21 protein-coding genes are annotated in these 22,653 nt (G+C 74.4%); 13 read left to right on the forward strand and 8 right to left on the reverse strand.

All coding sequences use genetic code 11. The annotated features are described in order from the left end of the window. Positions 1-53: 53 nt before the first annotated feature. Both ABT297_RS20000 and ABT297_RS20005 read left to right on the forward strand, forming a co-directional pair. Positions 54-281, forward strand: coding sequence for a hypothetical protein (locus ABT297_RS20000; RefSeq protein ID WP_350551509.1), 228 nt, complete (start codon positions 54-56; stop codon positions 279-281). 733 nt (positions 282-1,014) lie between these two features. Then, positions 1,015-1,476: a hypothetical protein gene (locus ABT297_RS20005; protein WP_350551512.1), complete on the forward strand. Its 462-nt coding sequence runs from the start codon at positions 1,015-1,017 to the stop codon at positions 1,474-1,476. Between the two features lie 18 nt (positions 1,477-1,494). On the opposite strand, the gene ABT297_RS20010 is transcribed toward ABT297_RS20005, so the two are convergent. The 3 genes from ABT297_RS20010 to ABT297_RS20020 are packed head-to-tail and all read right to left on the reverse strand — an operon-like array spanning position 1,495 to position 4,111. Continuing rightward, positions 1,495-2,103, reverse strand: a complete 609-nt coding sequence (locus ABT297_RS20010; RefSeq protein ID WP_350551515.1) for a hypothetical protein — start codon at positions 2,101-2,103, stop codon at positions 1,495-1,497. Beyond that, positions 2,100-3,365 (reverse strand): DUF7224 domain-containing protein, encoded by a 1,266-nt coding sequence (locus ABT297_RS20015; protein ID WP_350551518.1) that lies wholly within the window; start codon positions 3,363-3,365, stop codon positions 2,100-2,102. The genes ABT297_RS20010 and ABT297_RS20015 overlap by 4 nt, the downstream gene beginning before the upstream one ends. A 2-nt stretch (positions 3,366-3,367) precedes the next feature. After that, entirely contained in the window at positions 3,368-4,111 is a 744-nt protein-coding gene (locus tag ABT297_RS20020; RefSeq protein ID WP_350551521.1) for an ABC transporter ATP-binding protein, read from the reverse strand. A 77-nt stretch (positions 4,112-4,188) separates the two neighbouring features. On the opposite strand from ABT297_RS20020, the gene ABT297_RS20025 reads away from it, so the two are divergent. Both ABT297_RS20025 and ABT297_RS20030 read left to right on the forward strand, forming a co-directional pair. Beyond that, positions 4,189-5,394: an MFS transporter gene (locus ABT297_RS20025; protein ID WP_350551524.1), complete on the forward strand. Its 1,206-nt coding sequence runs from the start codon at positions 4,189-4,191 to the stop codon at positions 5,392-5,394. A gap of 70 nt (positions 5,395-5,464) precedes the next feature. Then, positions 5,465-5,803: an Imm51 family immunity protein gene (locus tag ABT297_RS20030; protein WP_350551527.1), complete on the forward strand. Its 339-nt coding sequence runs from the start codon at positions 5,465-5,467 to the stop codon at positions 5,801-5,803. 22 nt (positions 5,804-5,825) lie between these two features. Here ABT297_RS20030 and ABT297_RS20035 read toward each other — a convergent pair whose 3' ends face one another. Together ABT297_RS20035 and ABT297_RS20040 are read right to left on the reverse strand one after the other, a co-directional pair. Continuing rightward, positions 5,826-7,442 carry a methyl-accepting chemotaxis protein gene (locus tag ABT297_RS20035; protein WP_350551530.1) on the reverse strand — a complete coding sequence of 539 codons (1,617 nt, stop codon included), beginning with the start codon at positions 7,440-7,442 and terminating at the stop codon, positions 5,826-5,828. A gap of 92 nt (positions 7,443-7,534) precedes the next feature. Continuing rightward, positions 7,535-8,680, reverse strand: a complete 1,146-nt coding sequence (locus ABT297_RS20040) for an RsbRD N-terminal domain-containing protein (RefSeq protein ID WP_350551533.1) — start codon at positions 8,678-8,680, stop codon at positions 7,535-7,537. A gap of 137 nt (positions 8,681-8,817) precedes the next feature. Here ABT297_RS20040 and ABT297_RS20045 point away from each other — a divergent pair, with 137 nt between their 5' ends. Next, positions 8,818-10,104 carry a YncE family protein gene (locus tag ABT297_RS20045; RefSeq protein ID WP_502885601.1) on the forward strand — a complete coding sequence of 429 codons (1,287 nt, stop codon included), beginning with the start codon at positions 8,818-8,820 and terminating at the stop codon, positions 10,102-10,104. Between the two features lie 7 nt (positions 10,105-10,111). Here ABT297_RS20045 and ABT297_RS20050 read toward each other — a convergent pair whose 3' ends face one another. After that, the gene (locus tag ABT297_RS20050; protein WP_350551536.1) at positions 10,112-11,929 is read right to left on the reverse strand and encodes a methyl-accepting chemotaxis protein; all 1,818 of its coding nucleotides are present in this window, start codon (positions 11,927-11,929) and stop codon (positions 10,112-10,114) included. A gap of 44 nt (positions 11,930-11,973) precedes the next feature. After that, positions 11,974-12,669, reverse strand: a complete 696-nt coding sequence (locus ABT297_RS20055) for an NAD(P)-dependent oxidoreductase (protein ID WP_350551539.1) — start codon at positions 12,667-12,669, stop codon at positions 11,974-11,976. A gap of 62 nt (positions 12,670-12,731) precedes the next feature. Between ABT297_RS20055 and ABT297_RS20060 the strand changes: the two genes are divergently transcribed. From ABT297_RS20060 to ABT297_RS20085, 6 genes are all read left to right on the forward strand, one after another. Next, positions 12,732-13,127 carry a winged helix-turn-helix transcriptional regulator gene (locus tag ABT297_RS20060; protein ID WP_350551542.1) on the forward strand — a complete coding sequence of 132 codons (396 nt, stop codon included), beginning with the start codon at positions 12,732-12,734 and terminating at the stop codon, positions 13,125-13,127. Positions 13,128-13,159: 32 nt separating this feature from the next. Continuing rightward, positions 13,160-13,702, forward strand: coding sequence for a TetR/AcrR family transcriptional regulator (locus ABT297_RS20065; RefSeq protein WP_350551545.1), 543 nt, complete (start codon positions 13,160-13,162; stop codon positions 13,700-13,702). Positions 13,703-13,771: 69 nt separating this feature from the next. Continuing rightward, entirely contained in the window at positions 13,772-14,836 is a 1,065-nt protein-coding gene (locus tag ABT297_RS20070) for a medium chain dehydrogenase/reductase family protein (protein WP_350551548.1), read from the forward strand. A 75-nt stretch (positions 14,837-14,911) separates the two neighbouring features. Next, positions 14,912-15,670, forward strand: coding sequence for a polyprenol monophosphomannose synthase (locus ABT297_RS20075; protein WP_350551551.1), 759 nt, complete (start codon positions 14,912-14,914; stop codon positions 15,668-15,670). A gap of 35 nt (positions 15,671-15,705) precedes the next feature. After that, entirely contained in the window at positions 15,706-16,167 is a 462-nt protein-coding gene (locus ABT297_RS20080; protein WP_350551553.1) for a PPOX class F420-dependent oxidoreductase, read from the forward strand. Between the two features lie 99 nt (positions 16,168-16,266). After that, positions 16,267-17,508 (forward strand): condensation domain-containing protein, encoded by a 1,242-nt coding sequence (locus ABT297_RS20085; protein ID WP_350551556.1) that lies wholly within the window; start codon positions 16,267-16,269, stop codon positions 17,506-17,508. A 5-nt stretch (positions 17,509-17,513) separates the two neighbouring features. Here the strand turns inward: ABT297_RS20085 and ABT297_RS20090 are convergent, their stop codons facing one another. Continuing rightward, positions 17,514-18,407: an ADP-ribosylglycohydrolase family protein gene (locus ABT297_RS20090; RefSeq protein WP_350551558.1), complete on the reverse strand. Its 894-nt coding sequence runs from the start codon at positions 18,405-18,407 to the stop codon at positions 17,514-17,516. 67 nt (positions 18,408-18,474) lie between these two features. Between ABT297_RS20090 and ABT297_RS20095 the strand changes: the two genes are divergently transcribed. After that, positions 18,475-19,812 (forward strand): SWIM zinc finger family protein, encoded by a 1,338-nt coding sequence (locus tag ABT297_RS20095; RefSeq protein ID WP_350551561.1) that lies wholly within the window; start codon positions 18,475-18,477, stop codon positions 19,810-19,812. Further along, positions 19,809-22,622, forward strand: coding sequence for a DUF6493 family protein (locus ABT297_RS20100; RefSeq protein ID WP_350551564.1), 2,814 nt, complete (start codon positions 19,809-19,811; stop codon positions 22,620-22,622). Before ABT297_RS20095 ends, ABT297_RS20100 begins: the two co-directional genes overlap by 4 nt. The last annotated feature ends 31 nt before the right edge of the window (positions 22,623-22,653 follow it).

Below are 22,653 nucleotides of genomic sequence, written 5' to 3' on the forward strand. Positions count from 1 at the left end.
GCCGATCCGGACCTCCGACGTGCGGCCCCGGCCGTGAGCACGACATCACGACGGTGCGCACCCACACCGAGATCCTGCTTGCACTCACCATGATCGCCGGCGACCTGCGCGCCCTCGGCGACGAAGGCAAGGCCGACGCCATCACCGTGGCGTTCAAGACACCGCAGCTCAACCGGGCCCACAACGGCGTGCGGGCCATCGCCGAACGCGGCAACGCCCACGCAACGTCAGCCTGTGTCCCCGGCGGGTCGGGAAGATCGTCGCCGCAGCGCTCGTCCTAACCGTTGCCCGGAAAGGCTCACTGGCAAGAGTGCGGCCCGCCGTGGTTATCGTCCTGGCCGCGCCGACCCCCGCAGCTCGGCAAGAACCGCACACCCAGACAGCGGACCGGGTCGGCGGGCGCCCGGAACTGCCGATGTGTGCGCGGGCGGCGGGCGGGCCCCGTCGTCGTTGTGGGGCATTGAGACCGTGGCCGGCTGACGCCACATTCCGGGGGCCTCGATTCCGGGGGCCTCGCCGAACGCGGCCCTGCGGTGCGTGCGTGTTCGCATCACTGCTGCGGCGCCCCGGTGGGCGTATATCGCTGCTGACCGTTGCGCGCGTTGCCGCCCCGGCGGGCCGGCGTGGTGGCGGTGGCGGTGCGGGTGCGCAACGGGGCTCGGCGTCGTCGGCCGGGAGTAGCGCGGGATCGTGGTCGTGCGCAACGGTGTCGGTCACGGAATGTTCGGGAGGTGGGGACGGCGCGGGTGCTGGACCTTCGTGCTGCTGGTCGTCGACCGTGATCGCCCGTGGGGTGCCGTGCTCCCCACCGGCTGCCGACTGCGCCGCCTCGCGGATACGGCGGAGGCGCTCGGCGTGGCGTCAATCCAACCGAAATCACCGTCCCGAACGGCCGCGGATCATTGCAAATAGCGCGCGCCCAGATCTCCGCGGAACCCTCGTCGCTCCTCGCCTCCCCGAGCGACTGCCCCCCGGGGTTGAGGCGGGCGCGTCGGATGTGCTGAGGTCGTCGTCATGGGTGTGCTGTATGACTATTTCCGAGCCGCGGACGACGCTTCCGCCACGAAGTTGATCGAGAACCTCGACGGCGGTCCGGCCGGCGCCGGCAACTCCGCCACGGCGGACGCGATCGACCTCAAGGGCATCGACCCGACGGTCATGCTTGCCCAGCTCGTCTGCTTCGTCCGCGGTGTCGAATGGAGCGTCGACGTCATCGAAGAGCACCTGGTGTGGTCCAGGAACGAGTCGGCAGGCCCCTGGGTGTTCTCCATTGGGGACGACGTTCGGGACACCCTCGCCTCGATCACCGAGGCGCAGATGCCGGGCCTTTCGGCGCGTTGGGGACGGACCGAGGAGCTCGCCTGGGACGGTCCGCTGCCCGACGACGCCATGCTGCCCGTCATCGAGCAGATCTCCGCACTCGCTCGGCGCGCACGGGATGCGGGCGACCACGTGTACTGCTGGGTCTGCGTGTGACGCCGGCCGGTCGAGTTTTCAAGCTCGCGGACCCCACCTGCCCGGAGTACGAGCGCCGACGCCGAACGCGACGGCCACGCCGAGTACCAGCAGCAGCAGCGCCTCGGCGAACGCCGAGTGGGCACGGGCGTCGGCGATCGGCCACGCCCACCAGCGCACCAGACCGCCAGGCCCGGTGCCGAACAGCGCGCTGATGATGACCGCCGCGACCGGGACGATCGCCGCGAACCGCGAACCGGTCAGCGGGGCGACGAGCAGTGTCAGGCCAAGACAGCCGATCAGGTTGCGCAGGTAGCCGGGGCCCAGGTCCCACCAACCGGCGGCGGAGGTGACGCCCACGGTCGCCGCGGTCGCGAGCACCATGGTGACGGCCACCGAAAGATCGCGGACCGCCACCGCCCGCACGGCCGTGGCGTCGAGATCTCCGCTGCTTCGGTCGATGCCGTACCAGAGGAACACGATCGGCACCAGCGGCAGCAACACGGCGAAGACAACCGGCACCAGCAGGGACCCGGCCACGCTCGGCAGCGGCAGCACCTCGCCGCCGATCACCATCGCGGCGACCAGGCTGCCGAGGAAGGCGATGCTCACCGCGGTCAGGGCGCGGGTCCGCCACCACCAGATCACCTCGCACCGTCCTGGAAGGCGGACGGGTCGAGCCGGGGCTGCGTGGTGCAGTCCTGCAGCGGAGCCAGATTCGCGTGGTACCACGCGAGCTGTCGCTCGTTGCTCAGCCGACGTACGCGCGAGGCCAGGTCGATGAGCTCCGGCGGTGCGACGCCATCCAGATCCGATGCCGGTACGCCGGCGGCCAACGCCAGCCAGGCCGTCAACGCGACGTGGCTGTTCGCGCCCGGCCATTCGCCACGCGTGGCACAGTCCGGCACAGTGCCGGGCACGGCGCCGGCGACGAGGCTGAGCACGACATCCCGGGGCTCCGGTCGCGCCGCCAGGCCGACGAAGATGGCATCGCGCGCTTCGGCCTCCCTGGCGGTGACAACCGCGGGCAGCGGCATGCCGACATCGGCCAGTCGCGCATACGACGAGGCGAGGGCGGCGTGCACGAGGCCCCGAGAGCCCTCCTGCTCGGGCCAAAGGCACAGCACCGGCTTGCTTCCTTCGCACCGGACCGATCCGCCGCGAGGTGCGTCGGCGGACGGTCCCAGCGGCAGAGCCACCGTGACCGCCACGATGGACAGCACCGTCAATGCCGCGCCCCCGACCGCACGCATCCGCCGGGTGCCGGCCAAGGCGGACAGTACGCCCGCGCCCAGTGCGACCGCGAACACGGCGGTGGCCAGCAGGGCCCTGGGTGATGGGCTCCGGTCGATCGTGCAGCAGCCCTCGAAGGAGAGCCCGTTGAGGTGACGGATCCAGAAGGGTTCGATCGCGGCCGGGTAGGCCAGCCAGACATACGATCCGGCCAAGCTGATCGGCAGGGCGAGCGCCGGTGGCAGCCACCGGCCGAGGCCGTAGCCGACCACCGTATGACCGGCCATCACCAGGATATAGACAGCGATCAGCCACGGGTCGGGCAGGCCCGGCGCGCCCACCGCGGCCGGCGCTGTCGACGCGACGGCGGCGGCGATCCCGAGCAGGCCCATCACCAGCGTCGGGGCGACGGCCACGAGCGCGACCTGCCAGGACCGGCGAACGATGGTCATCGTGTCGATGCGGCCGATCCGGTGCCGGGCGCCCTCCCACGCCGCGACCGCCGCGCACACCGGCACCACGATGAACAGCATCAGGTCTGCATTCGCCGTGGCGGCGGTCCAGTACAGGGGCGTCGTGGTACCGACCACCGCCGAGCCCTGCAGCAGCACCAGGGCCAGCAGAGGCGCCGTCGCGTACGTCTCGGCGCGAGTGCGCCAGGAATAGAGCGTCCGCATGGTCATTCCGCCGCGCCGACGAGCCGGATGTACGCGTCCTCCGCACGCCGCGACGGCTCCGTGCCCGGCTCGGCGAGCGCCAGGAACGACGGCACGCTGCCGTGGTAGCGCACGACGCCCAGACTCAGCACGGCCACGTTCTGGTACACATCGCTGATGTCCTCGGTCTGATGTGTCGACACCAGCACGTCGACGTCCCCGGCCAGCGCGTTCAGCACATCGCGCAGACCCCGTCGCTGTTGCGGGTCCAGGCCGGCGGAGGGTTCGTCCATGACGACGAGCCGCGCGTCGTGCACGAGTGCCTGCGCGATCCCGACGCGACGCAGTTGGCCGCCGGAAAGGGCCCTGCTGGGCCGGTCCGCCAAGTCGAGCATGGCCACCCGGCGCAGCGCCCCGGCGGCGTTGTCCCAGGCGTCGCGCCGGCTGAGCCCCTTCAACCAGCCGGCATAGGCGACCTGTTCACGCACCTTGAGGCCGGGCATCGCGGTGACGTTCTGCGGCAGCCATCCGACGCGGCGCCGGTACTGGTGCCGGGTACGCCGAACGTGGCTGGCGAGATCACCGACGCGAACCGTGCCGGAGCCGGGCCGCAGGAGTCCCACGATCAGGGAGAGCAAGGTCGACTTGCCCGCCCCGTTCGGACCCAGCAGGACGGTCGCGCCCGACCGGAACTCGAGGTTCAGGTCACGGAAGACGGCAACGCTCGTGCGGTACTGGAATGAACACCCCGTGATCAGTACAGACACCCAACCACCTTAGGTGATGTGATCGAGTTCGATCATGCGGCGGAAGCCGGCGGACCAAGGAACGGACGGACCCGCAGATGGGAAGTGAACGCAGACGCTGGCTGATCCTGGTCGTCGGCATGCTGGCGATGACGGCCGGCAGCACCTTCCAGTACGGGCTCGCCTACCTGATTCCGGCATTCCGGGACGAGGGCCTCTCCCTGGAACAGGCCGGCATCCTGGTCGCCTGCCCCACTGTCGGCGTGGTGCTCGCGCTCATCGCCTGGGGCGCCGCGGCGGATCTGTGGGGCGAGCGCGTCGTGCTGTCCACGGGCCTCGGGCTGGCCGGCCTGGTCCTCGTCGCCGCCCGGTGGGCGCACGGCACCGCGAGCCTCGCCGTGTGCCTGGCGCTGGCCGGCGCGGCCGGCGGCTCGACGCTGGCGAGCGGCCGGCTCATCCTGGGCTGGTTCGCGCGGCACGAGCGCGCTTTGGCAATGGGCATCAGGCAGAGCGCGCAGCCGATGGGCCTCGCGCTGGCCGCCGCCACGCTGCCCGCCCTGGCCGCCGGCGGCACCCGCGTGCCACTGTTGTTCCTCGCGGTGTTGTTCCTGGCCGCGGCGACAGCGGCCTTCGTGGTCGTACGCGATCCAGCCCCGCAGTCGTCCACCACTGACCAGCCGGCGCCCGATCGGAAGCCGACCTCGACGTCGCCCTACCGCACTCCCCGGCTGTGGCGCATTCACGCCGCCAGCGCGCTGCTCGTCATCCCCCAGTTCACGGTCACCACGTTCACGCTCGTGTTCCTCACCGACACCCGCGGCTGGACGGCCCTCGGCGCCGGGTACCTGCTGGCCGGCGCACAGGCCTGCGGCGCCCTCGGCCGGCTCGGGGCGGGCTACTGGTCGGACCGCACCGGCAGCCGGCTGAGGCCCGTGCGGATCATCGCGATCTCGACCGGCGTTGGCATGCTGGTGCTGGCCGCCTCCGCCGCGGCCGGATCGAGCCTGGCGGTACCCGTCCTGCTGTTCCTGGCGGTGGTCGCGGTGAGCAGCAACGGCCTGTCCTTCACCGCCGTCGCCGAATACGCGGGATCCGCGTGGGCCGGCCGAGCCCTCGGCATCCAGACTACGAGCCAGAACGCTCTGGCGGCCGCCACTCCGCCGGTGCTGGCCGTGACGATCGGAGCCGCGGGCTTCGCGCCGAGTTTCGCCCTGGTAGCCGCGTTTCCCCTGATCGCCGCGATGCTCGTCCCGGTCACGGCCGAGCGGAGCGCGATCATGGAGGCTCAGGGCATCGATTCGTAGACAAGGCTCCACGAGGTTTGGAGTCTCCCCCGGCGTTGCCTCGCCGGGCGGGGCGTGCCACGCTACGCCGATGCGTCCGCTGAAGCTGATCGAGACCGATGCCGGGAAGTACTCGCTGCTGCTCAACGCCGGCACGACCGACGTCGACCAGGTGGTGTCCGAGCTGGGACACGAGCCGAACGGGTACTTCTGGGAGGGCGTCGCGCGGTTCCTGGTCGCCCACGAGGCGCCGGGCCTCGACGGCCGGTTCCGCTACGATCCAGAGGGCGGCATGTTCTGCGCGTACGGCACCGACCGCGCGGCGCTGGAGGAGCTCGGCACCGTGATGGCCGGCGTGGCGACCGACGCCGACCGCGTCCGCCACCTGGTGCGCTCGGCGGAGGCGGAAGGGTTCGAGTTCGACGACTGACGCCCGCCGCGGCGGCCCGGCCTCACACGCGGAACTGGCCGACCAGGCCGTGCAGCTCGCGGCTCATCGCGGACAGCTCCTGCGCCGCGGCCCGGGTGTCCTCGACGCCGCCGGTGGTGACGCGGGCTGCGTCGGAGATGGTGGAGATGCCCGCGGCGATGTCGGCCGAGCCGGCGGCGGCCCGGGAGATGTTGCGGCTCATCTCGTTCGTGGTCGCGGTCTGCTGCTCCACGGCCGCCGCGATCGTGGTCTGGTAGTCGCCGAGCCGGCCGGTGATCTCGACGATCCGGTTGATCGCGTCGGTCGCGGCCGCGGTGTCGGCCTGGATGCTCTGCACCTTCGCGGCGATGTCGCCGGTGGCCCGGCCGGTCTCCTGGGCCAGGTCCTTCACCTCGTTCGCGACGACGGCGAAGCCCTTGCCGGCCTCGCCCGCCCGGGCCGCCTCGATCGTCGCGTTGAGCGCGAGCAGGTTGGTCTGATCGGCGATGTCGGTGATGACCTTGACGACGTCGCCGATCTGCCGGCTCGACCCCGACAGCCGGCCGATCAGGTCGAACGCCGACTGGGTCAGCTCGGCCGTCTGACCGCCGACCCGGGCCGCCTCCTCCGCGGTACCGGAGATCTCCTGGATCGAGGCGCTCATCTCCTCGGCGCCGGTCGCGACCGTACCCACGTTGTCGGACACCTCGTCGGCCGCCGCCACGATCCGCTCCGACTGCGCCGACGTCCGCTGGGCGCTGCTCATGATCCGGGTCGAGGTGTCGGTCAGCTTCTCGCTGGCGGACGCGACCGTCGAGGCCGACCCGCCGATCGCGCGTACCGTCGCGGCGATCTTGTCGACGAACGTGTTGAACGCGCGGCTCACGTCGGTGAACTCGTCGTTGCCGCGGACCACGAGCCGGCGGGTCAGGTCGCCCTCGCCGTCGGCGATGTCCGCCAGCCGGTCGCCGATCGCGCGCAGCGGCCGGATGACGGACAGCGACAGCGCGACGGCCAGGATGATCGACAGCGTGAGCGCGATGCTGCCCACGACGTTCGCGAGCCGGCTGGTCCGGGTCGCCGACGAGCCCGCGGCCCGCTCGGCGGCGGCGGCCCGCTGCCGAGCGCTCGTCAGGAGCTGGTCGACGCCGTCGGCGATCCGCACGTACACCTCCAGGCCCTCGCCGACGACGAGGTCGTTCGCCGCCTGGGTCCGCTCGGGCGTGCCGGCCCGGTAGGCCGCGACGATCCGGTCGTCGAGGGCGACGAAATCGGTGTACGCGGTCCGGATCGTCCGCACGGCGCCCTGGTCGCTCGCCGACAGCGGCAGGCTCGCCATCGCGTCGAGCTCGGCGCTGAAGTCCCGCATCGACCGCAGGAACGCGGCCCGCGTCTCGGCCGTGTCGTCGGCGGCCTCGGGCAGGCCGCGCACGATGTCGAACGCGTACCCCGCCTGCCAGCCCGACACGTCGGTGATCCGGAACTTCAGCTGCTCGGCCGCGGACAGCTGTGCCTGCGCGGCCGACAGGTGCCCGGCGGTGCCGCCGGTCTCGCGCGCGGACGAGATCGCCGCCAGCCAGATCGCGACCACACAGAGCGAGACGACGAGAAATCCGACCACCAGCCGCGTGACGACCCGCGTCCGCCGCAGCACGTCCATGTTCGCCGAGCCTCCCGAGCAGCTGTGTCGAGCCCTCCGGCACCCCAATCGGCGCCGTCCGGCCGGGTCGGAGGAAAACGGTCGAACCGAGGTCATCGGCCGGCGGCCGGCCCGGGGCGGTGCAGCCAGGCGTGCAGGGCCCACCAGCAGCGCAGCGTCTGCAGGACCGTCGCGTCGTCCAGCGGCAGCGGGGCCCGCTCCCGCAGGGCACGCAGCCGGTAGCGGACCGTGTTCGGGTGGACGTGCAGCGCGGCGGCGGTGCGGTCCAGGCGCTGGCCGTGGTCGAGGTACGACAGCGCCGTGCTCACCAGCTCGCGGTGGAAGCCGTCGGCCGGGTCGAGGGTGCCGAGCAGCGCGTCGCCGAGCAGGCCGGCCAGCTCCGGCTGCGCGGCGAGGGCGATCTCGCCGGCCAGGTCGAGGGCGGGCTGCAGGCCGCGGCGGGCGAAGCGGTCGGCGCCGGCGAGGGCGGCCACGCACAGCCGGTAGCCGGCCGCCGCGCGCTCCAGGGGCAGCGGCGGCGCGACCACCGCCAGCACGTCCGAGCCGACCCGCGCCGGGTCCGGTGGGCGTGGCGCCAGGCCGGCGAGGCGGCCCTCGACCGCGCCGAAGACGCCGCCGCACGCCGCCAGGCGCGGTTCGAGGGCCGCCGCCCGGCCGGGGTCGGTGATGTCGAAGAGCACGCAGCGGTACCGCGCGGAGGCGCGCAGCCCGAAGACGCCGAGCTCCTCCGGGCCGGCCGGCGGGTCCCCGCCGAGCAGCAGCGCGCGCAGCACCGCGTCGCGCTGGTCGCGCCGGCCGCGGGCGAGGCGGCGCTCGGCGGCGTGGTGGGCGTCGACCACGTGGCGCTCCAGGGCACCGACGTACCGGTCGAAGTCCAGCGCCGCGCGGAGCAGGACGTCGTCGGGGACGCCGGCGCCGCGGCCGCGGTCGACGGCGATCTCGAGCAGCCGGGTGCGGGCGGCCCGCAGCCCGTGCAGCAGGCCGGCGATCGGCACGCCCTGCGCGGCCCGGTCGGCGCCGAGCTGCTCGGCCTCGGCGAACCCGGCGTCGCCAGGGTCCCGAAACGCCGCCAGACCGGCGGCGAACAGCAGCGTGACGTGCCGGCGGGTCTCCCGGACGGGCAGCCGGGCCACGTCGGGCGAGGCGGCGCGGGCCGCGGCGACGAGCTCGCCGATCAGGCCCTCGTCGGCGGCGAGCGCGCCCAGCAGCGGCGCGAGCGGCTCGGTGGGCGTGGGCAAGTGCCACCTCCTGCGGCCGTTGTGAGCCCCGCACAACCGGGCGGGGCGGCGTTGTGCGCGAGCACCTATCGAGCGACACCGATCGGCGATTTCCTGGACGTTACCGCAAAGTAACAACGTTTCCCAGGGAGAGCCGCGTGACCAGAACCCGCGCCAGAACCCCGGTCGAAAACCCGGCCGGTCCGCCGCACCGTGGCCGCCGCGCCGCGCTCGCCGGCCTCGCACTGCTCGCCACCGCCCTCGCCCCGCTCACCACCTCGGCCGCGCCGGCCGCCGCGGCGCCCGCCCTGCAGGAGGTGATGTTCGTCGGCAACAACTGGGACGGCACCGTCGACGTCATCCGATCCAGCGGCACGTACGCGAAGCTCGGCCGGATCAACGTCGTGCCGGACAAGAGCCAGCGGCTGCTGGAGATCCACCTCAACCCGGTCAGGCTCGCGTTCTTCCTCGGCGTGCGGCAGGGGCCGGGCGAGGGCCACGACCAGCTCGTCGACGACATGTACACCACCCCGGACGGCGGCGCGCTGGTCGCGTCGCGGCCGAGCTTCGCCGACGTCGTCTCGATCGACCTGCGCACCGGGGCGCTGCGGTGGCGGTTCCCGGTGTCCGGGTACCGCGCCGACCACATGGCCGTCTCGCCCGACGGCAAGCAGGTCGCCGTCTCCGCCTCGACCTCGAACACCGTGCACGTGCTGGACATCGACACCGGCCGGCAGCTCGGCTCGTTCGGCGCCGGCGACAAGCCGCACGAGAACATCTACACCGACGGCGGCCGGTACCTGTGGAACATGTCCATCGGCGAGGTGAACACGGCGCTGGACGACCCGTGGCTGGACTGGACCAAGGGCGACCGGCACATCACGATCGCCGACACGCGCACCTTCCAGGTGGTCCGGACCGTCGACATGCGGGCGCGGCTGGACGCGTTCGGCCGCTCCGACCTCTCCAACGCGGTCCGCCCGGCCGTGTTCACCCCGGACGAGCGGACGCTGTACTTCCAGGTGTCGTTCTTCAACGGCTTCGTGGAGTACGACGTGGCCTCCGACCGGATCACCCGCATCCGCGAGCTGCCCAAGAACCCGGCGACCAGCCCGGACCGCACGACCTGGGTCAACGACTCGCGTCACCACGGCCTGTCGATGAGCCCCGACGGCGCGAAGCTCTGCGTCGCGGGCACGATGGACGACTACGCGACGGTCGTGGACCGCGCCACGCTGCAGGAGGGCGCGCTGGTCCCGGCGAGCAAGCCGTACTGGGCGACGGTCAGCGGCGACGGCCGGGACTGCGTCATCTCGGAGTCCGGCGCCGACCAGGTCACCGCGATCAGCTTCGCCACCGGCCAGAAGGTGACGAGCGTGCCGGTCGGCGACCACCCGCAGCGGGTGCGGATCGGCCACGTGCCGGTCGGGTGGACCGCGCCCTGACGGGGGCTCAGCCCGCCATGAGCTCGCGCTGTTCGGCCCCGAGCAGGTGCTCCAGGTAGGCCTCGATGCCGGCCTCGGCGGCTGGGTCGAGCCGCAGGAACTCCATGCCGATCTCCTCGCCGTCGTCGCCGTCGAGGATCCGCACGACCCGGCCCCTGGCCGAGGTGCGCTGGTCGCCGAGGTCCAGCGTCAGCTCGACCGGGGCGCCGGGGCTCGGGTGCCAGCCCGGCGGCGCCGCGCAGCGCACGCCGCTGGCGCTCAGGTCGAGCATCTCCACGGTGTGGGAGTCCTCGCCCGCGCGTACCGTCATCGTGCCCACGACCGCGGCCCGGTCGTGCCGGCGCCGCTCGAGCCGGTCGGTCACCTGCGACAGCGCCTCGACCCGCCCGATCGCCTCGCGGACGCTCTGCACCAGCTGATGCACGGCCTCGCGCTGGCGGACCGAGACCTCGTTGAGCTGCGCGGTGACGTCACCGACGCCGACTACGCCGGCGCTCATGTCGGCGATGACCGACGCCATGGCCGCCGCGTCGACGCCGAGCGCCTCGACGGTCGTGGCGATCTCGTCGGTGGAGTCCTTCGTCTTCGACGCGAGGGCCTTCACCTCGCCCGCGACGACACTGAACCCGCGTCCGGCCGCCCCGGCCCGCGCGGCCTCGATGGTCGCGTTGAGCGCCAGCAGGTTGGTCTGGCCGGCGATGCTCGCGATGAGGGCGGCGATCCCGTCGACCCGGCCGAGGCTGGTGTTGACCGCGCCGACCACGGTGCCCGCCGCGGACGCCCGGTCCACGACGGTCCGCGTGACCTCGTCGGCCGTGGACGCCTGCCGCTCGATCGAGTTCGCCGCCTCGAGGACAGCGTCGGCCTGCGCCATGACGTTGCGCAGCTCGGTCAGCACCGCCGCACCGGTGCGGTCGATGATCTCCCCGGCCCGGCGCCGGGTGCTCTGCTCGGCCAGTTGCCGGCGCACCCTGTCGCGCGTCAGCTGCGCCTCCTTCGTCGCCCGCTCGTGCCGCAGGCGGTCCTCCTGCTCCTGCATCGCGTCGAGCATGAGGTCGAGCTGCCGGCCGAGGTCGCCGATCTCGCTGGCGTCGCGGTTCGGCCCGATCCGGCGGGTGCGGTCGCCCGCGGCGAGCAGGTCGCCGATCCGCCGCGCCGAGGCCAGCACCGAGCGGGTGAGCAGCAGCGCGGCGGCCACGGCGAGCACCAGGCCGAGCAGGATGATCCCGATGACGACCAGCCGGACCCGGTCGTAGTCGCGGTTGGACGCCGCGACCCGGGCCTCCGCGGCGTCGACCTCGGCCTGGAAGAGCCGGTCGAGCGGGCCGGCCATCGCCTCGTTGGCGCCGGCGAGCGCCCCGCCGGCCGCGGCATAGGCCTCGCCCTGTTGCCCGGCGTCGGCGGCAGCGAAGACCTGCTGGTCGCGCACGGTCCGCCAGGCGTACAGCAGCCGCACGAAGTCGCCCATCAGCCGCTCGCGCTCGTCGCCGGCCCCGTCGTGCGCGGCCCGGTAGGCGGCGATGTCCGCGTCCGCCTGGCCGTCGATGTCGCGGATCTCGGCACGCAGCGCCTGGCGGTCGGCGGGGGCCGCGGCGAGGTACTCCCAGATCTGGACCTGGGCGTGGCCCTCCATGTCGCGCAGTTCCCCGAGCGCGGCGAGCGGGTGCACCGAGCGCTCGTCGAGGTCGACGACGCTGTCGTGCGTCCGCCCGAGCCCGACGATCGCGACGGCGGTACCGATGATGGCGGGCACGGCGCAGACGGCGACCACGTGGTACACCCGGGCGCGCAGCGAGCGCCCGGTGCGCTGTTGCGGTTCCTGCATGACGGCACCCTCCGACGGGGCCATCGGCGGGACAAACACCGTCTTTACGAAATATCGCCCCCAGGTGCACCGGCGGCGCCGAACACCGAGGCGCGGCGGCGGTGCACGGTCGGCGACTCGATCTCGTCGAGGACGGCCACCGCGAGGTCCACATAGGACAGTGTGGCGTCCTCGGCGGGAACCGTCTCGCCGCCGAGGCGGTACCTCCCGGTGCGCGCACCCTCGTGGCGCAGGCCAGCGGTCGGGGTCAGCGCGGCCCAGTCGACGTCCGCCGGGCCCGACTCCAGGCGCCGCAGGCCGGCGAGGTGGGCCAGCGCGTACGGCCGCAGCGATGACGGGAACGCCGACGGATCGTCCAGGACGAGGCCGCCGCCGGGCGTGCGCAGCGTCGCGAACAGGCCGATGACGACGAGGCGGGCCGGGCGGGCGGCCAGCAGCGCGGCCGCCGCGTTCGCGAAGTAGTCCGCGTAGTCCGTGCCCGAGGCGTCGAGGCGGGCCAGGGCCTCCGGGCTCGACGCCGGGGTCACCGCGCTGACGAGCGCCGCACAGCCGGCCGCGGCGCGGGCCACCTCCCCGGGGTCGGTGACGTCGGCCCGGGTCACGGTGACCGACGGGGACGCCAGGCCGGCGTGCGGCGGCACGCGGCGTACCAGCGCGGAGACCTCATGGCCCCGGAGCACCGCCTCGGCGGTGACGGCGCGGCCGGCCCGGCCGCCGGCGCCGAAGACTGCGATTCTCATGGGCGCGACGCTACGGCCGGGGGTGCCGGTTTCCGCAACGATACCGGCGCTACGCTCGGCTGATGGCCGCCGCCGCGGAGCCGCTGGACCCCGACATGTTCGACCCGATGTGCCCGTCGGGCGCGCTGCCGTTCCAGATCGGGGACAAGTGGACCGGCATGGTGCTGCTCTGCCTGCGGGACGGGCCGCGGCGCTTCACCGAGCTGCGGGTGCCGCTGCGGGCCGTGACCCCGAAGGTCCTGGCCGCGACGCTGCGGGCGATGCGCCGCGACGGGCTGGTCGAGCGGACCGAGCACGCGGAGAACCCGCCCCGGGTCGAGTACGCGCTCACGCCGCTCGGACACAGCCTGCTGCCGGTGATCGCGGCGTTCCGCGCATGGAGCGGTGCGCACCTGCCGGAGCTGCTCGCGGCCCGAGCCGCCTTCGCGGGGACGACGGACGCGACTCGACCGGGTTGACAGCGGAAGTTTGTGAGTGTGTACTGACTTACATGCGAAGCACCGCCGAGGCCCGCAGGGCCGTTCTGCTCGACCGGGCCGTCTCCGTGTTCGCCCGCAACGGGTATCACGCGACGCCGGTCACCGCGGTGGCCGCGGCGGCCGGGATCTCCGAGGCGTATGCGCTTCGGCTGTTCTCCGGCAAGCTCGGGCTGTTCGTCGCCGCCGTCGAGGCGTGCCACGAGCGCATCCTCGCCACCCTCGAGGCGGCCGCCGCGCGGGCGGCGGGCCAGGAGCCGGAGAAGCTGCTGGAGAGCCTCGGCGACGCCTACGCCGAGCTCATCGCCGACCGCGACCTGCTGCTGCTCCAGGTGCACGCGCAGAGCGTCAGCGACGTGCCCGAGGTCGGGGCGGCGGTGCGGGCCGGATACAAGCGGCTCGTGCACTTCCTGCGCGCGGCCGGGGCCGAGGACCGGCAGATCCAGCACTTCGTCGCGTACGGGCAACTGTGCCACCTCATCGTCACCGCCGGTCTGGATGGCGTGGACGAGTCGTGGGCCCGCGCGCTGACCGACGGCATGCGTCACGTGTCGTGAGCACGGCGCGTTTTTGTGGCGTCAGATGTAAGTGAGTGCACACCTACACACTTTGGAGGGGTAACCCTGATGTCCACGCTCACCACCGAGATCGTCCTGCCCGGCATCGTCGAGCCCGACGGCCTGCTCGTGCGCGACCGCGAACTCCCCGCGCCGGGACCCGGCCAGGCGCTCGTGCGCGTCGAGGCAAGCGGCGTCTCGTTCGCCGAGCAGCAGATGCGCCGCGGCAAGTACTACGACCAGCCACCCTTCCCGTTCACCCCCGGGTACGACCTGGTCGGTCTGGTGGAGGCGGTCGGACCCGGCGTCGATGCTGGCCTCGCCGGGACCCGCGTCGCGGCCGTGACGAAGACCGGCGGCTGGGCCACCGCCGTCACCGTCGACGCCGCCGACCTGATGCCGGTCCCCGACGGTGTCGACCCGGCCGCCGCTGAGACGGTCGTGGTCAACGGCGTCACCGCCTGGCAGATGCTCCATCGCGTCGCACGCATCGCGAACGTCCGCCCCGGCGGCACCATCCTGGTCCTCGGCGCCAACGGCGGCGTCGGCTCCACCCTCACCCAGTTGGCCCGCCACGCCGGCATCCGGGTCGTCGGCACCGCGTCGGCGCGCCACCACGACGCCGTGCGCGCGCTGGGCGCCGAGCCGCTGGACTACCGCGCCCCGGACGTCGCCGCGCGGGCCCGGGCCCTGGCTCCGGGCGGCTACGACGCGGTGTTCGACCACGTCGGCGGCCCCGGCATCGCCGACTCGTGGCGGCTCGTCCGGCGCGGCGGGACGCTGGTCTCCTACGGTACCGCCGCCACCCGTGACATCGCCGGAAACGCCCGCCTTCCCGTCCTCGTCCTGTTCGGGCGACTGCTGTGGTGGAACCTGCTGCCCAACGGCCGCCGCGCCGCGTTCTACAACGTTTGGGCCGGCCGGCGCCGCCCCGCCGCGTTCCGCGCCCGGATGCGCGAGGACCTCACGCGAGTGTTCGCGTTGCTCGCCGACGGCTCGCTGACCGCGCAGGTCGCCGCCCGCATCCCGCTGCACCGCGCACCGGAGGCGCTGCGCCTGGCCGAGTCCGGCACGGTCACCGGCAAGGTCGTCCTCGTCGCTGACCCTAGCCGGGTCGTCCCGGCAACCGAATGACCGCGTTCCACCCCGCCGTCCGCTAGGGTCAGGAGAAGGATCTCGATACGCGGGGCGTGGCTAGGGGTATGATCAGTGCCAGACGGGTTTGGGAAAATCACGGTCGTCGTGCCGACCTACAACGAGCGCGACAACCTGCCGAAGCTGGTGGATCAGCTGGCGGCGCTGCCGGTGCGGCTGCACGTGCTGGTCGTGGACGACAACTCCCCTGACGGCACCGGCGAGGTCGCCGACAAGCTGGCGCTCGAGTCCCCGCAGACGTTCGGCGTGCTGCACCGCACGGCGAAGGACGGGCTCGGCCGGGCCTACGTCGCCGGCATGCTCCGCGCACTCGACGAGGGTGCCGACGTCGTCATCCAGATGGACGCCGACCTGTCCCACCCCACCTCCGCCATCCCGGCGATGGTGGAGGCGCTGGCCGCCGACAACGTGTCCGTCGTGCTCGGCTCGCGATACGTGCCGGGCGGCTCGGTCGCCGGCGACTGGGCGTGGCACCGCAAGGCGCTGTCGACGTGGGCGAACTTCTACGTCGACGCGATCCTGCGGATGGGCGTCAAGGACGCCACCGCCGGCTTCAAGGCGTGGCGCGCCGAGGCGCTGCGCCGCATCGACATCGCCTCGATCCAGAGCAACGGGTACTCGTTCCAGGTGGAGATGAACTACCGGACCGTCCGGCGGGGCATGCGCATCGTCGAGGTCCCGATCCGCTTCGCCGACCGCACGCGTGGCGAGTCCAAGATGAGCCTGCGGGTCCAGTTGGAGTCCGCGCTCATGCCGTGGAAGCTGCGCGTCGCGCGCGAGGCCGCGCCGGCCCAGCGTTCGTCGCGGCCGTGACGAACGCGGGCGATCGGCGGAGTACGGTCGAACCCATGGCACGAAAAATCGCGACGAACGACCGGGTCGACCGGGACGCGCTGGTGGAGTTCCTCGCCAAGCGCCACCACGGCATCGTCATCACCAACCGCGCCGACGGACGGCCGCAGGCCTCGCCGGTGTCGTGCGGGGTCGACGGGCAGGGGCGGATCGTGATCTCGACCTACCCGGAGCGCGCCAAGGTGAACAACCTGCGCCGCGACCCGCGGGTGTCGGTGCTCGTGCTGTCCGACGACTGGGACGACGCCTGGGTGCAGGTCGACGGGGTCGCCGAGGTGCTCGACCTGCCCGAGGCCCTCGAGCCGCTGGTGGAATACTACCGCCGCATCGCCGGGGAGCACCCGGACTGGGACGAGTATCGCGCGGCGATGGTGGCGCAGGGCAAGTCGCTGCTGCGCATCACGATCGAGCGGTGGGGACCGGTGGCGACCGGCGGGTTCCCGGCCCGGCTGGCGTGAGTGAATACGGCGCGCTCGATCGAGCGGGTCACTCCTTAGCGGAAAACTGGTCCTGACGCCAGTCTTGCGACGGCCCCGCCCGGTGGCGATCCTGTGCCGATGGACGTGCCGAACGCTGTGGCGCGCGTCGATGTTCCCTTCGCCGGCGAGGGCGCCGGCGAAGCGGAGCTGACGTGGGGCCAGCGCGCGATATACCAGGCCATGGAGCGCGAACGGTCATGGCTGCCGATGGGCGGTCACCGGCCCGTGCCCGCCGGGACGACGGTCGCCGACATCGAGGCGGAGCTGCGGTACACCATGGAGCGCTACCAGGCGTTCCGCACCCGGCTGCGCCCGCGCGACGGCGGCCCGCCCGGCCAGTCCGTCGCCGCGGACGGCGTCGCGCGCCTCGACGTCGTCGAGGCGGACGGGGCCGACCCGGACGAGGTCGCCGCGGCGGTGGAGCGCGCCTACCGCGGCACCGAGCCGGACCTGGTCCGCGACTGGCCGATGCGCATGGCGGTCGTCTGCCGCGGCGGCCGCCCGGCCCGCCTGGTCGCCGTCCTGCCGCACCTGGTCACCGACGGCATCGGCGCGGCCGTCATGGTCGACGAGGTCACCCGCCGGGTCGCCGCGCCGGTCGCCGGGCTGCGACCGCTGGAGCTCGTCGGCTGGCAGGCATCCCCGGCCGGCGCCCGCCAGCACGCCGGCGCCCTGCGGCACTGGGAGCGGCATGCGCCCGACCTCGAGCCGTTCACGACCGGCATCCGTTCCTCGCAGCGGTACCGCAAGTGCCTCCTCGAGTCGCCCAGGCTCGCCGCCCGGCTGCCGGAGGCGGCCGGGCGCACCGGCGTCGACCAGTCCACGGTCCTGCTCGCCGCGTACCTGGCCGCGATCGGCCGGGTCGCCGGGCGCGGCACGGTCGCCGCGCGGCAGGTCGTCAGCAACCGGTTCCGAAGTGGACTGTCCGATGTGGTCAGCCCGATCACCCAGCTCGGCCTGTGCGTCGCCGACGTGTCCGGCGGGTTCGACGACGCGGTGGTGAGCGTGGCCCGCGCCGCGCTGCCGGCCCGCAAGTACGCCTACTACGACCCGTTCGCGATGCCGGACTCCCTGACGCCGTGCTTCAACGACCGCCGCGCCACGGCCGCCATGGCCTTCCGCTCGGCCGGGCTGGGAGCCGAACGGACCGACCCCGGCACGCTCACCTGGGCCGGCCCGCCGCCCGGCCCGACGGAGCCGCTGTTCCTGCACGCCGACGACGTGCCGGGCGCCGTACGCCTGATCCTCGACGTCGACACCGCCTGCTTCTCCCCCGCCGACGTCGAGGCGATCGCCCGCACGATCGAGGAGCTCGTGTGATCGGTTCAGTCGGGGACCGCCCACGCGGCCAGGGGCTCGCGCTGTTCGAGCCAGGCCGGCGGGATGCCGTCGCGGCCGGTGTACGCGGCGACGATCCCGCCGACGATCGCCGCCGTCGTGTCGACGTCTCCGCCGGCCTCGATGCACGCCCGCACCGCCGCCGGGTAGTCGTCCAGCCGGGTCGCGGCGACCCACAGCGCGAACGGCACCGTGTCCTGCGCGAGGACCTGCGCGCCGTTGCCCAGCTCGTACGCCGCTTCGGCGACGCTCGCGCCCAGCAGCCGCCGGGCCCGCCGCACGCCGTCGCGGACCCCGCCGTCGACGAGGTAGCCGTGCACCGCGTCAAGCAGCTCCGCGGTCGTCGGCCGGTTGCGCACCAGCCGCGCCCAGCCGGCCTCGGCGGCCGCCACCGCGACGGCGACCGCGCCGAGGATGCCCTCGGGGTGCGCGTGCGTGACCTCGGCTGAGCGCATCGCCTCCAGGGCCGCGGTCCGCGAGTCGCCGGCGTGCAGGGCGCCGAGCGGTGCGACGCGCATGGCGGCACCGTTGCCCATCGACCCCTGCCCGCCGAAGGCGTCGCGGGTCACCTCCCGCCACGGCTCGCCCGCGCGGATGCGGCGCAGGATCACCACCGCGCCGCCGCCGTAGCCGCGGTAGGGCTCGAAGCGCTCCGCGAACGCCCGGGCGAGCCGGTCCTGGTCGATGGTGGGGTGCCGGCGCAGCTCGCCCGCGAGCGTGCACGCCATCTCGGTGTCGTCGGTCCACGGCCAGGAGCCGGCCGGGGCGCTGCCGTCGAGAAGATCTTCGAACGTGGTGCCGGGGACGAAGAACTGCGCCCCGAGCGCGTCGCCCACGCTGAGCCCGTCCAGGCTGTCGTGGCAGAGTGCGAAGTCGGTCATGGTTGCGCTCGAGGCTACCCTCGCTCACCTCACAAAAATGTCGTACCCCCGGGCTAGCCTCACGGGCGTGAGTGTTGTTCAGCAGTATCGGTATCTGGCCCCGTCCACCGCGGGCGACGGCGGCGTCGACCTGCAGACCTGTGGCGGGCCGGCGGCCAACCCGCGGTTCTTCGCCGGCTTTCTGACCACGCCGGCGGCGGCCGCGGCGGGGCTGCTCGCCGTCGCCGACGTCGCCCGCACCCGCTATTTCCAGCCGCGCGACCCGGCCAGCCTCGACCCGGTCGTCACCGGCAGCGCCGACCGGCTGCGGTTCGAGTCGTTCTCCGGCTGCTGCGGGGTGTATGCGCGGCTCGACGCGCTGCCGGCCGGGCTCGACGGGGAGGTCCTCGGCCACGGCACCACCAACGTCGACGTCAACCCGCCGCTGCGCGAGGCGCTGGCCCGCATCGCCGGGCTCGACCCGCTGCACCTGTCCGTCGGCCCTGACGACCTCACCGCGTCCACGCTCGACGGCACGGTCGTGGAGAAGAAGGTGCCGCTGCCGGCCCGGTGGCTGCGTGGGTTCGCCGAGGTCCAGGTGCTGTCCGCCGGGTTCGACCTGCGCGCCGAGCTCACGGCCGCGGAGGCGGGGGCCTTCCTGCGCCGGCTGCCTGGGGCGAACGACCGTTCGGTGCTGTGGGCGGTGCCGGCCGGCCGGTCGCTGCGCCTCACCTCGCGCCCCGTGCCGGGCGCGGTCTGCCTGGCCGGTGCCGGCCGCCTCGCCGCGCTGCGGGGCCTGCTGCGGCACTCCCGGAGCCTGCGCGTCTACGGTCCGCCGGTCCCGGCCGGGTCGCCGCCGGTGGCGAGCGCCTGGGAGCTGGACACCGGCGCGCTGCGGCTCACGCTGACGCTCTCGCCCGAGCCGCACCGCGGGTTCTCCGGCGAGGGCGCCGCCCTCGCGTCCCTGGCCGGCGACGACGTCGCCGACGACGCCGAGCTGGTCGGTGCCCTGCTGTCGTGGGACCCGACGATCGACGTGGCCGACCTGGCCGCCGCCGCGGGCCTCGAGCCGGGCCGTGTCCGGGCCGCCCTGGCCCAGCTCGGCACCGCGGGGCGGGTCGGCTACGACGTGGCCGACGCGGCGTATTTCCACCGCGTGCTGCCGTATGACGCGGCCCGTGCCGAGCGCGACAACCCGCGTCTGGTCGGCGCGCGGGCCCTGGCCGAGTCGGGCGCCGTCACCCTCGACGGTTCGGCGGCGACGGTGCGCAGCGGTGACCAGACCTACCGCGTACGCCGCCTGCCGGACGGCGCGCTGACCTGCACGTGCCCGTGGTGGGCGAAGCACCGCGGCGGCCGCGGCCCGTGCAAACACGCCCTGGCCGTCACCATCGCCGCTGCCACCGCCACGGCGGGCACGGCATGACCGCGTTCGACTTCGAGCTGATCCGGCAGGGCCGGGTGGCGGCGGTGTCCGTGGAGGTCGCCGCCCTCGACGACGCCGGGCGCGCCAAGACGGCGCGTGACCTGCTCGCCTACGTGAAGCGCCGCGCCGAGAACCACTGGCGCGGCGACGAGCTGTCCGCCCTGGCCGTGGCCACGATCGGCTGCGTTCCCTCGGCCGCCGCCGCGGCGCGGATCCTGACCGGCCGCTGGATGTCGCCGGGCCGCGACACCGTCGACGCGGTCGTGACGACCGCGCGCGCCCGCGGCGTGACCTGGCTGCCCGAGCTCGTCACCCGGCTGGCCGACCGGCGCCCCACCGACGAGGACGGGCGGCTGTGGGCGTTCATCGCGCTGGTGCTCGCCGCCGAGGGCCTGCCGGCGCCGGCGACGGACTGGTTCGTGCTGGGCTGGCTGTCCGACCTCGGCTTCCCGGCCGAGGAGCGGCTGCGCTCCCGGCCCATCGCCGAACGGCTGCGCACCGACCCGTTCCTCGACGCGCTGCTCCCCCGCGTCTTCACCGTCGCCGGCGCCGGCGAGCGGCTGACGATGTGGGAGAGCAGCCGACCCGGCGGCAAGCTCGCCCTGATCCAGGCCATCGCCGAGCTCGCCGCCGAGGGCCGCGTCGACCGCGACATGCTGCTGCGCGGCTGCCTCGGCCGCCTGTTGCACGGCGACCGCCCGGCCGCGGTGCGCCCCCTCCTCGCCCTGCTCAGCGCGCTCGCCCCGGCCCCGGCCGAGGTGGCCGCCCACGCGGGCGACTACCTTCGCCTGCTCGCCGACGCGCCGTCCCCGGTGGCGACGGCCGCGCAGAAGGCGCTGCGCACCGCGCCCGACCTCGATCTCGACGCGGTCCTGGAGGCGTCGAAGGCCGTCCTGCGCCGCCCCGACAAGGCGCTGGTCCGCGCGCAGCTCACGTGGCTCGACGCCCTCGCCCGCCGGCACCCGGCCCGGGCCGCCGACGTCGCCGCCGCCCTGGCCGAGGCCGCCGACCACCCCGCCGTCGAGCTGCGCGAGCGGGCGACCGTCCTGGCCGCCCGGCACGGCGGCGCGACACCGGTCGCCGTGGTCGCGGTCGCGGCCGGCGACGACCTGCCGCCGCCCCCGCCGCCGGTCCCCGCGCCACCGCCGATCACCGACCCCGACGAGCTGGCCGAGGAGGTGGCCGCCTTCTACAGTGGCCGCCCGTTCGCCGCTCTGCTGCCCCTGGAGCGCATCGCCGACGCCGTCGTCCGGCTGTCCGCCGCCGACCGCCCGGCCCTGCGCGCCGCGCTGCTGCCGGTGCTCGAGCGTCACCGCGACGGCATGGGCGAGCACCGCTGGGACCCGTGCTGCCTGTGCGGCACCTTCACCGGCGTTCTGCACTCGGCCACCGACGTCCAGCAGGCGACCGCGCGCCGGGGCGGCTGGGCCGCACTGCTCGCCGCGGCGCGCCGGTTCCTCGCGCTGGGCGAGCCGGCGCCCGACCCGCGTGTGGCGCCACCGCACCGGCTCCTGCGCGCCCGCCTCGCCGAGATCGGCATGCACGCCGCCCGCCCGGACGTCGTGCCCCGCCTGTCCGGCTCGACCGGCTCGACCGGCTCAACCGGCCTCGGTGCCCCGGCCGGCCGTGGCGGCTCGGCCGACCTTGTCGGCTCAGTCGGCGCCAGCGCTCCGGTCGGCTCGGGCGGCTCTGCGGGCCAGGTCGGCTCGATCGCAACGGTTGGCCTGCTCGCCGCGCCCACGTGGGCCAACGGCGCCCTGGACACGGCCGTGCTGCTCGACCGGCTGGCGGTGCTCGGCGGTCACGAGCCCTGGCCGTGGGACTTCACACAGGCCCTGCTGCGCCTGCCGCCCGGCATCGACGAGCCGTCCGCGGCGCGCGCCGAGGCGCTCGGCACCACGGCCGGCGCCCGCGTCGCCGCCTGGCTGCGCACCGGCGGCCTGCCTTCGCCCCGGTGGCACGTGGAGACGGTCTCTCGCCGCCCGCGCAAGCACGCCGGCGACTACGAACACGACTCGCTGCCGCTCCTGCGCGTCCAGGTCGGCACCTCGGCGGCGGCCACGGCGTCGCGGCCGCCCCGCAGCGGGGCCGTGACGACCGGTCTTTCGGTCGCGGCCCCGGGTTCGGCCGCGCCGGCGGCCCGCGGTGCGGACGCGGCCGAGGCGGAGTCGTTCGGGCTGCTCGGGTCGGCGCTGCCGACCGTCGGCGGCGGGACCGGCGGTTGGCATGTGCTGTGGCCGGGGCTGCTGCCGTGGCATCGCGGTCTGGCCGCGGCGCACGCGTTGCCCGACGTCGCCGCCACCGCCGACATGGACCGGCGCGGCGGTGCCGCCGTGCTGCCGATGCTCGCCGAGGCCGCCGGCGACCCGGGACCGGCGCTGCCGATCGCCGTCGCTTACGGCCTCGCCGCCCGCCACGAGGCGGACCGCGTCGCCGCGCTGGACGCGCTGCTGTTGCTGGCGGCCGCGGGCTCCTTCGACGCCGAGACCGCCGGCCGGCACCTGGGCGTCCTGGCCGCGGGTGGCGCCGTGACGCCGGCCCGGGCCCTGCAGCCCCTGCGCGACGCGGCCGCGGCCGGCGCCCCGCGCACGGTGTTTCGCCTGCTCGCCGCGGCCCTGCCGGCGCTGCTGGCGGCCGCGCCCCCACCGCGGGGCACGCCCGACCTGCTCACCCTGGCCGCCGAGACCGCCCCGGCCGCGCCCGGCCCGGTCGAGATCCCGGGCCTGGCCGACCTCGCCGCGCGCCGCAGCGGCTCGCGCCTGACCGCCGAGGCCCGCCGCCTGTCCACCGCCCTGGGCCTGAAGTTCTGACCGCCGAGGCCAGTGCCGCGGCACCGTCCAG

It is taken from the genome of Dactylosporangium sp. NPDC000555, assembly GCF_040300025.1.
Lineage (GTDB): Bacteria > Actinomycetota > Actinomycetes > Mycobacteriales > Micromonosporaceae > Dactylosporangium.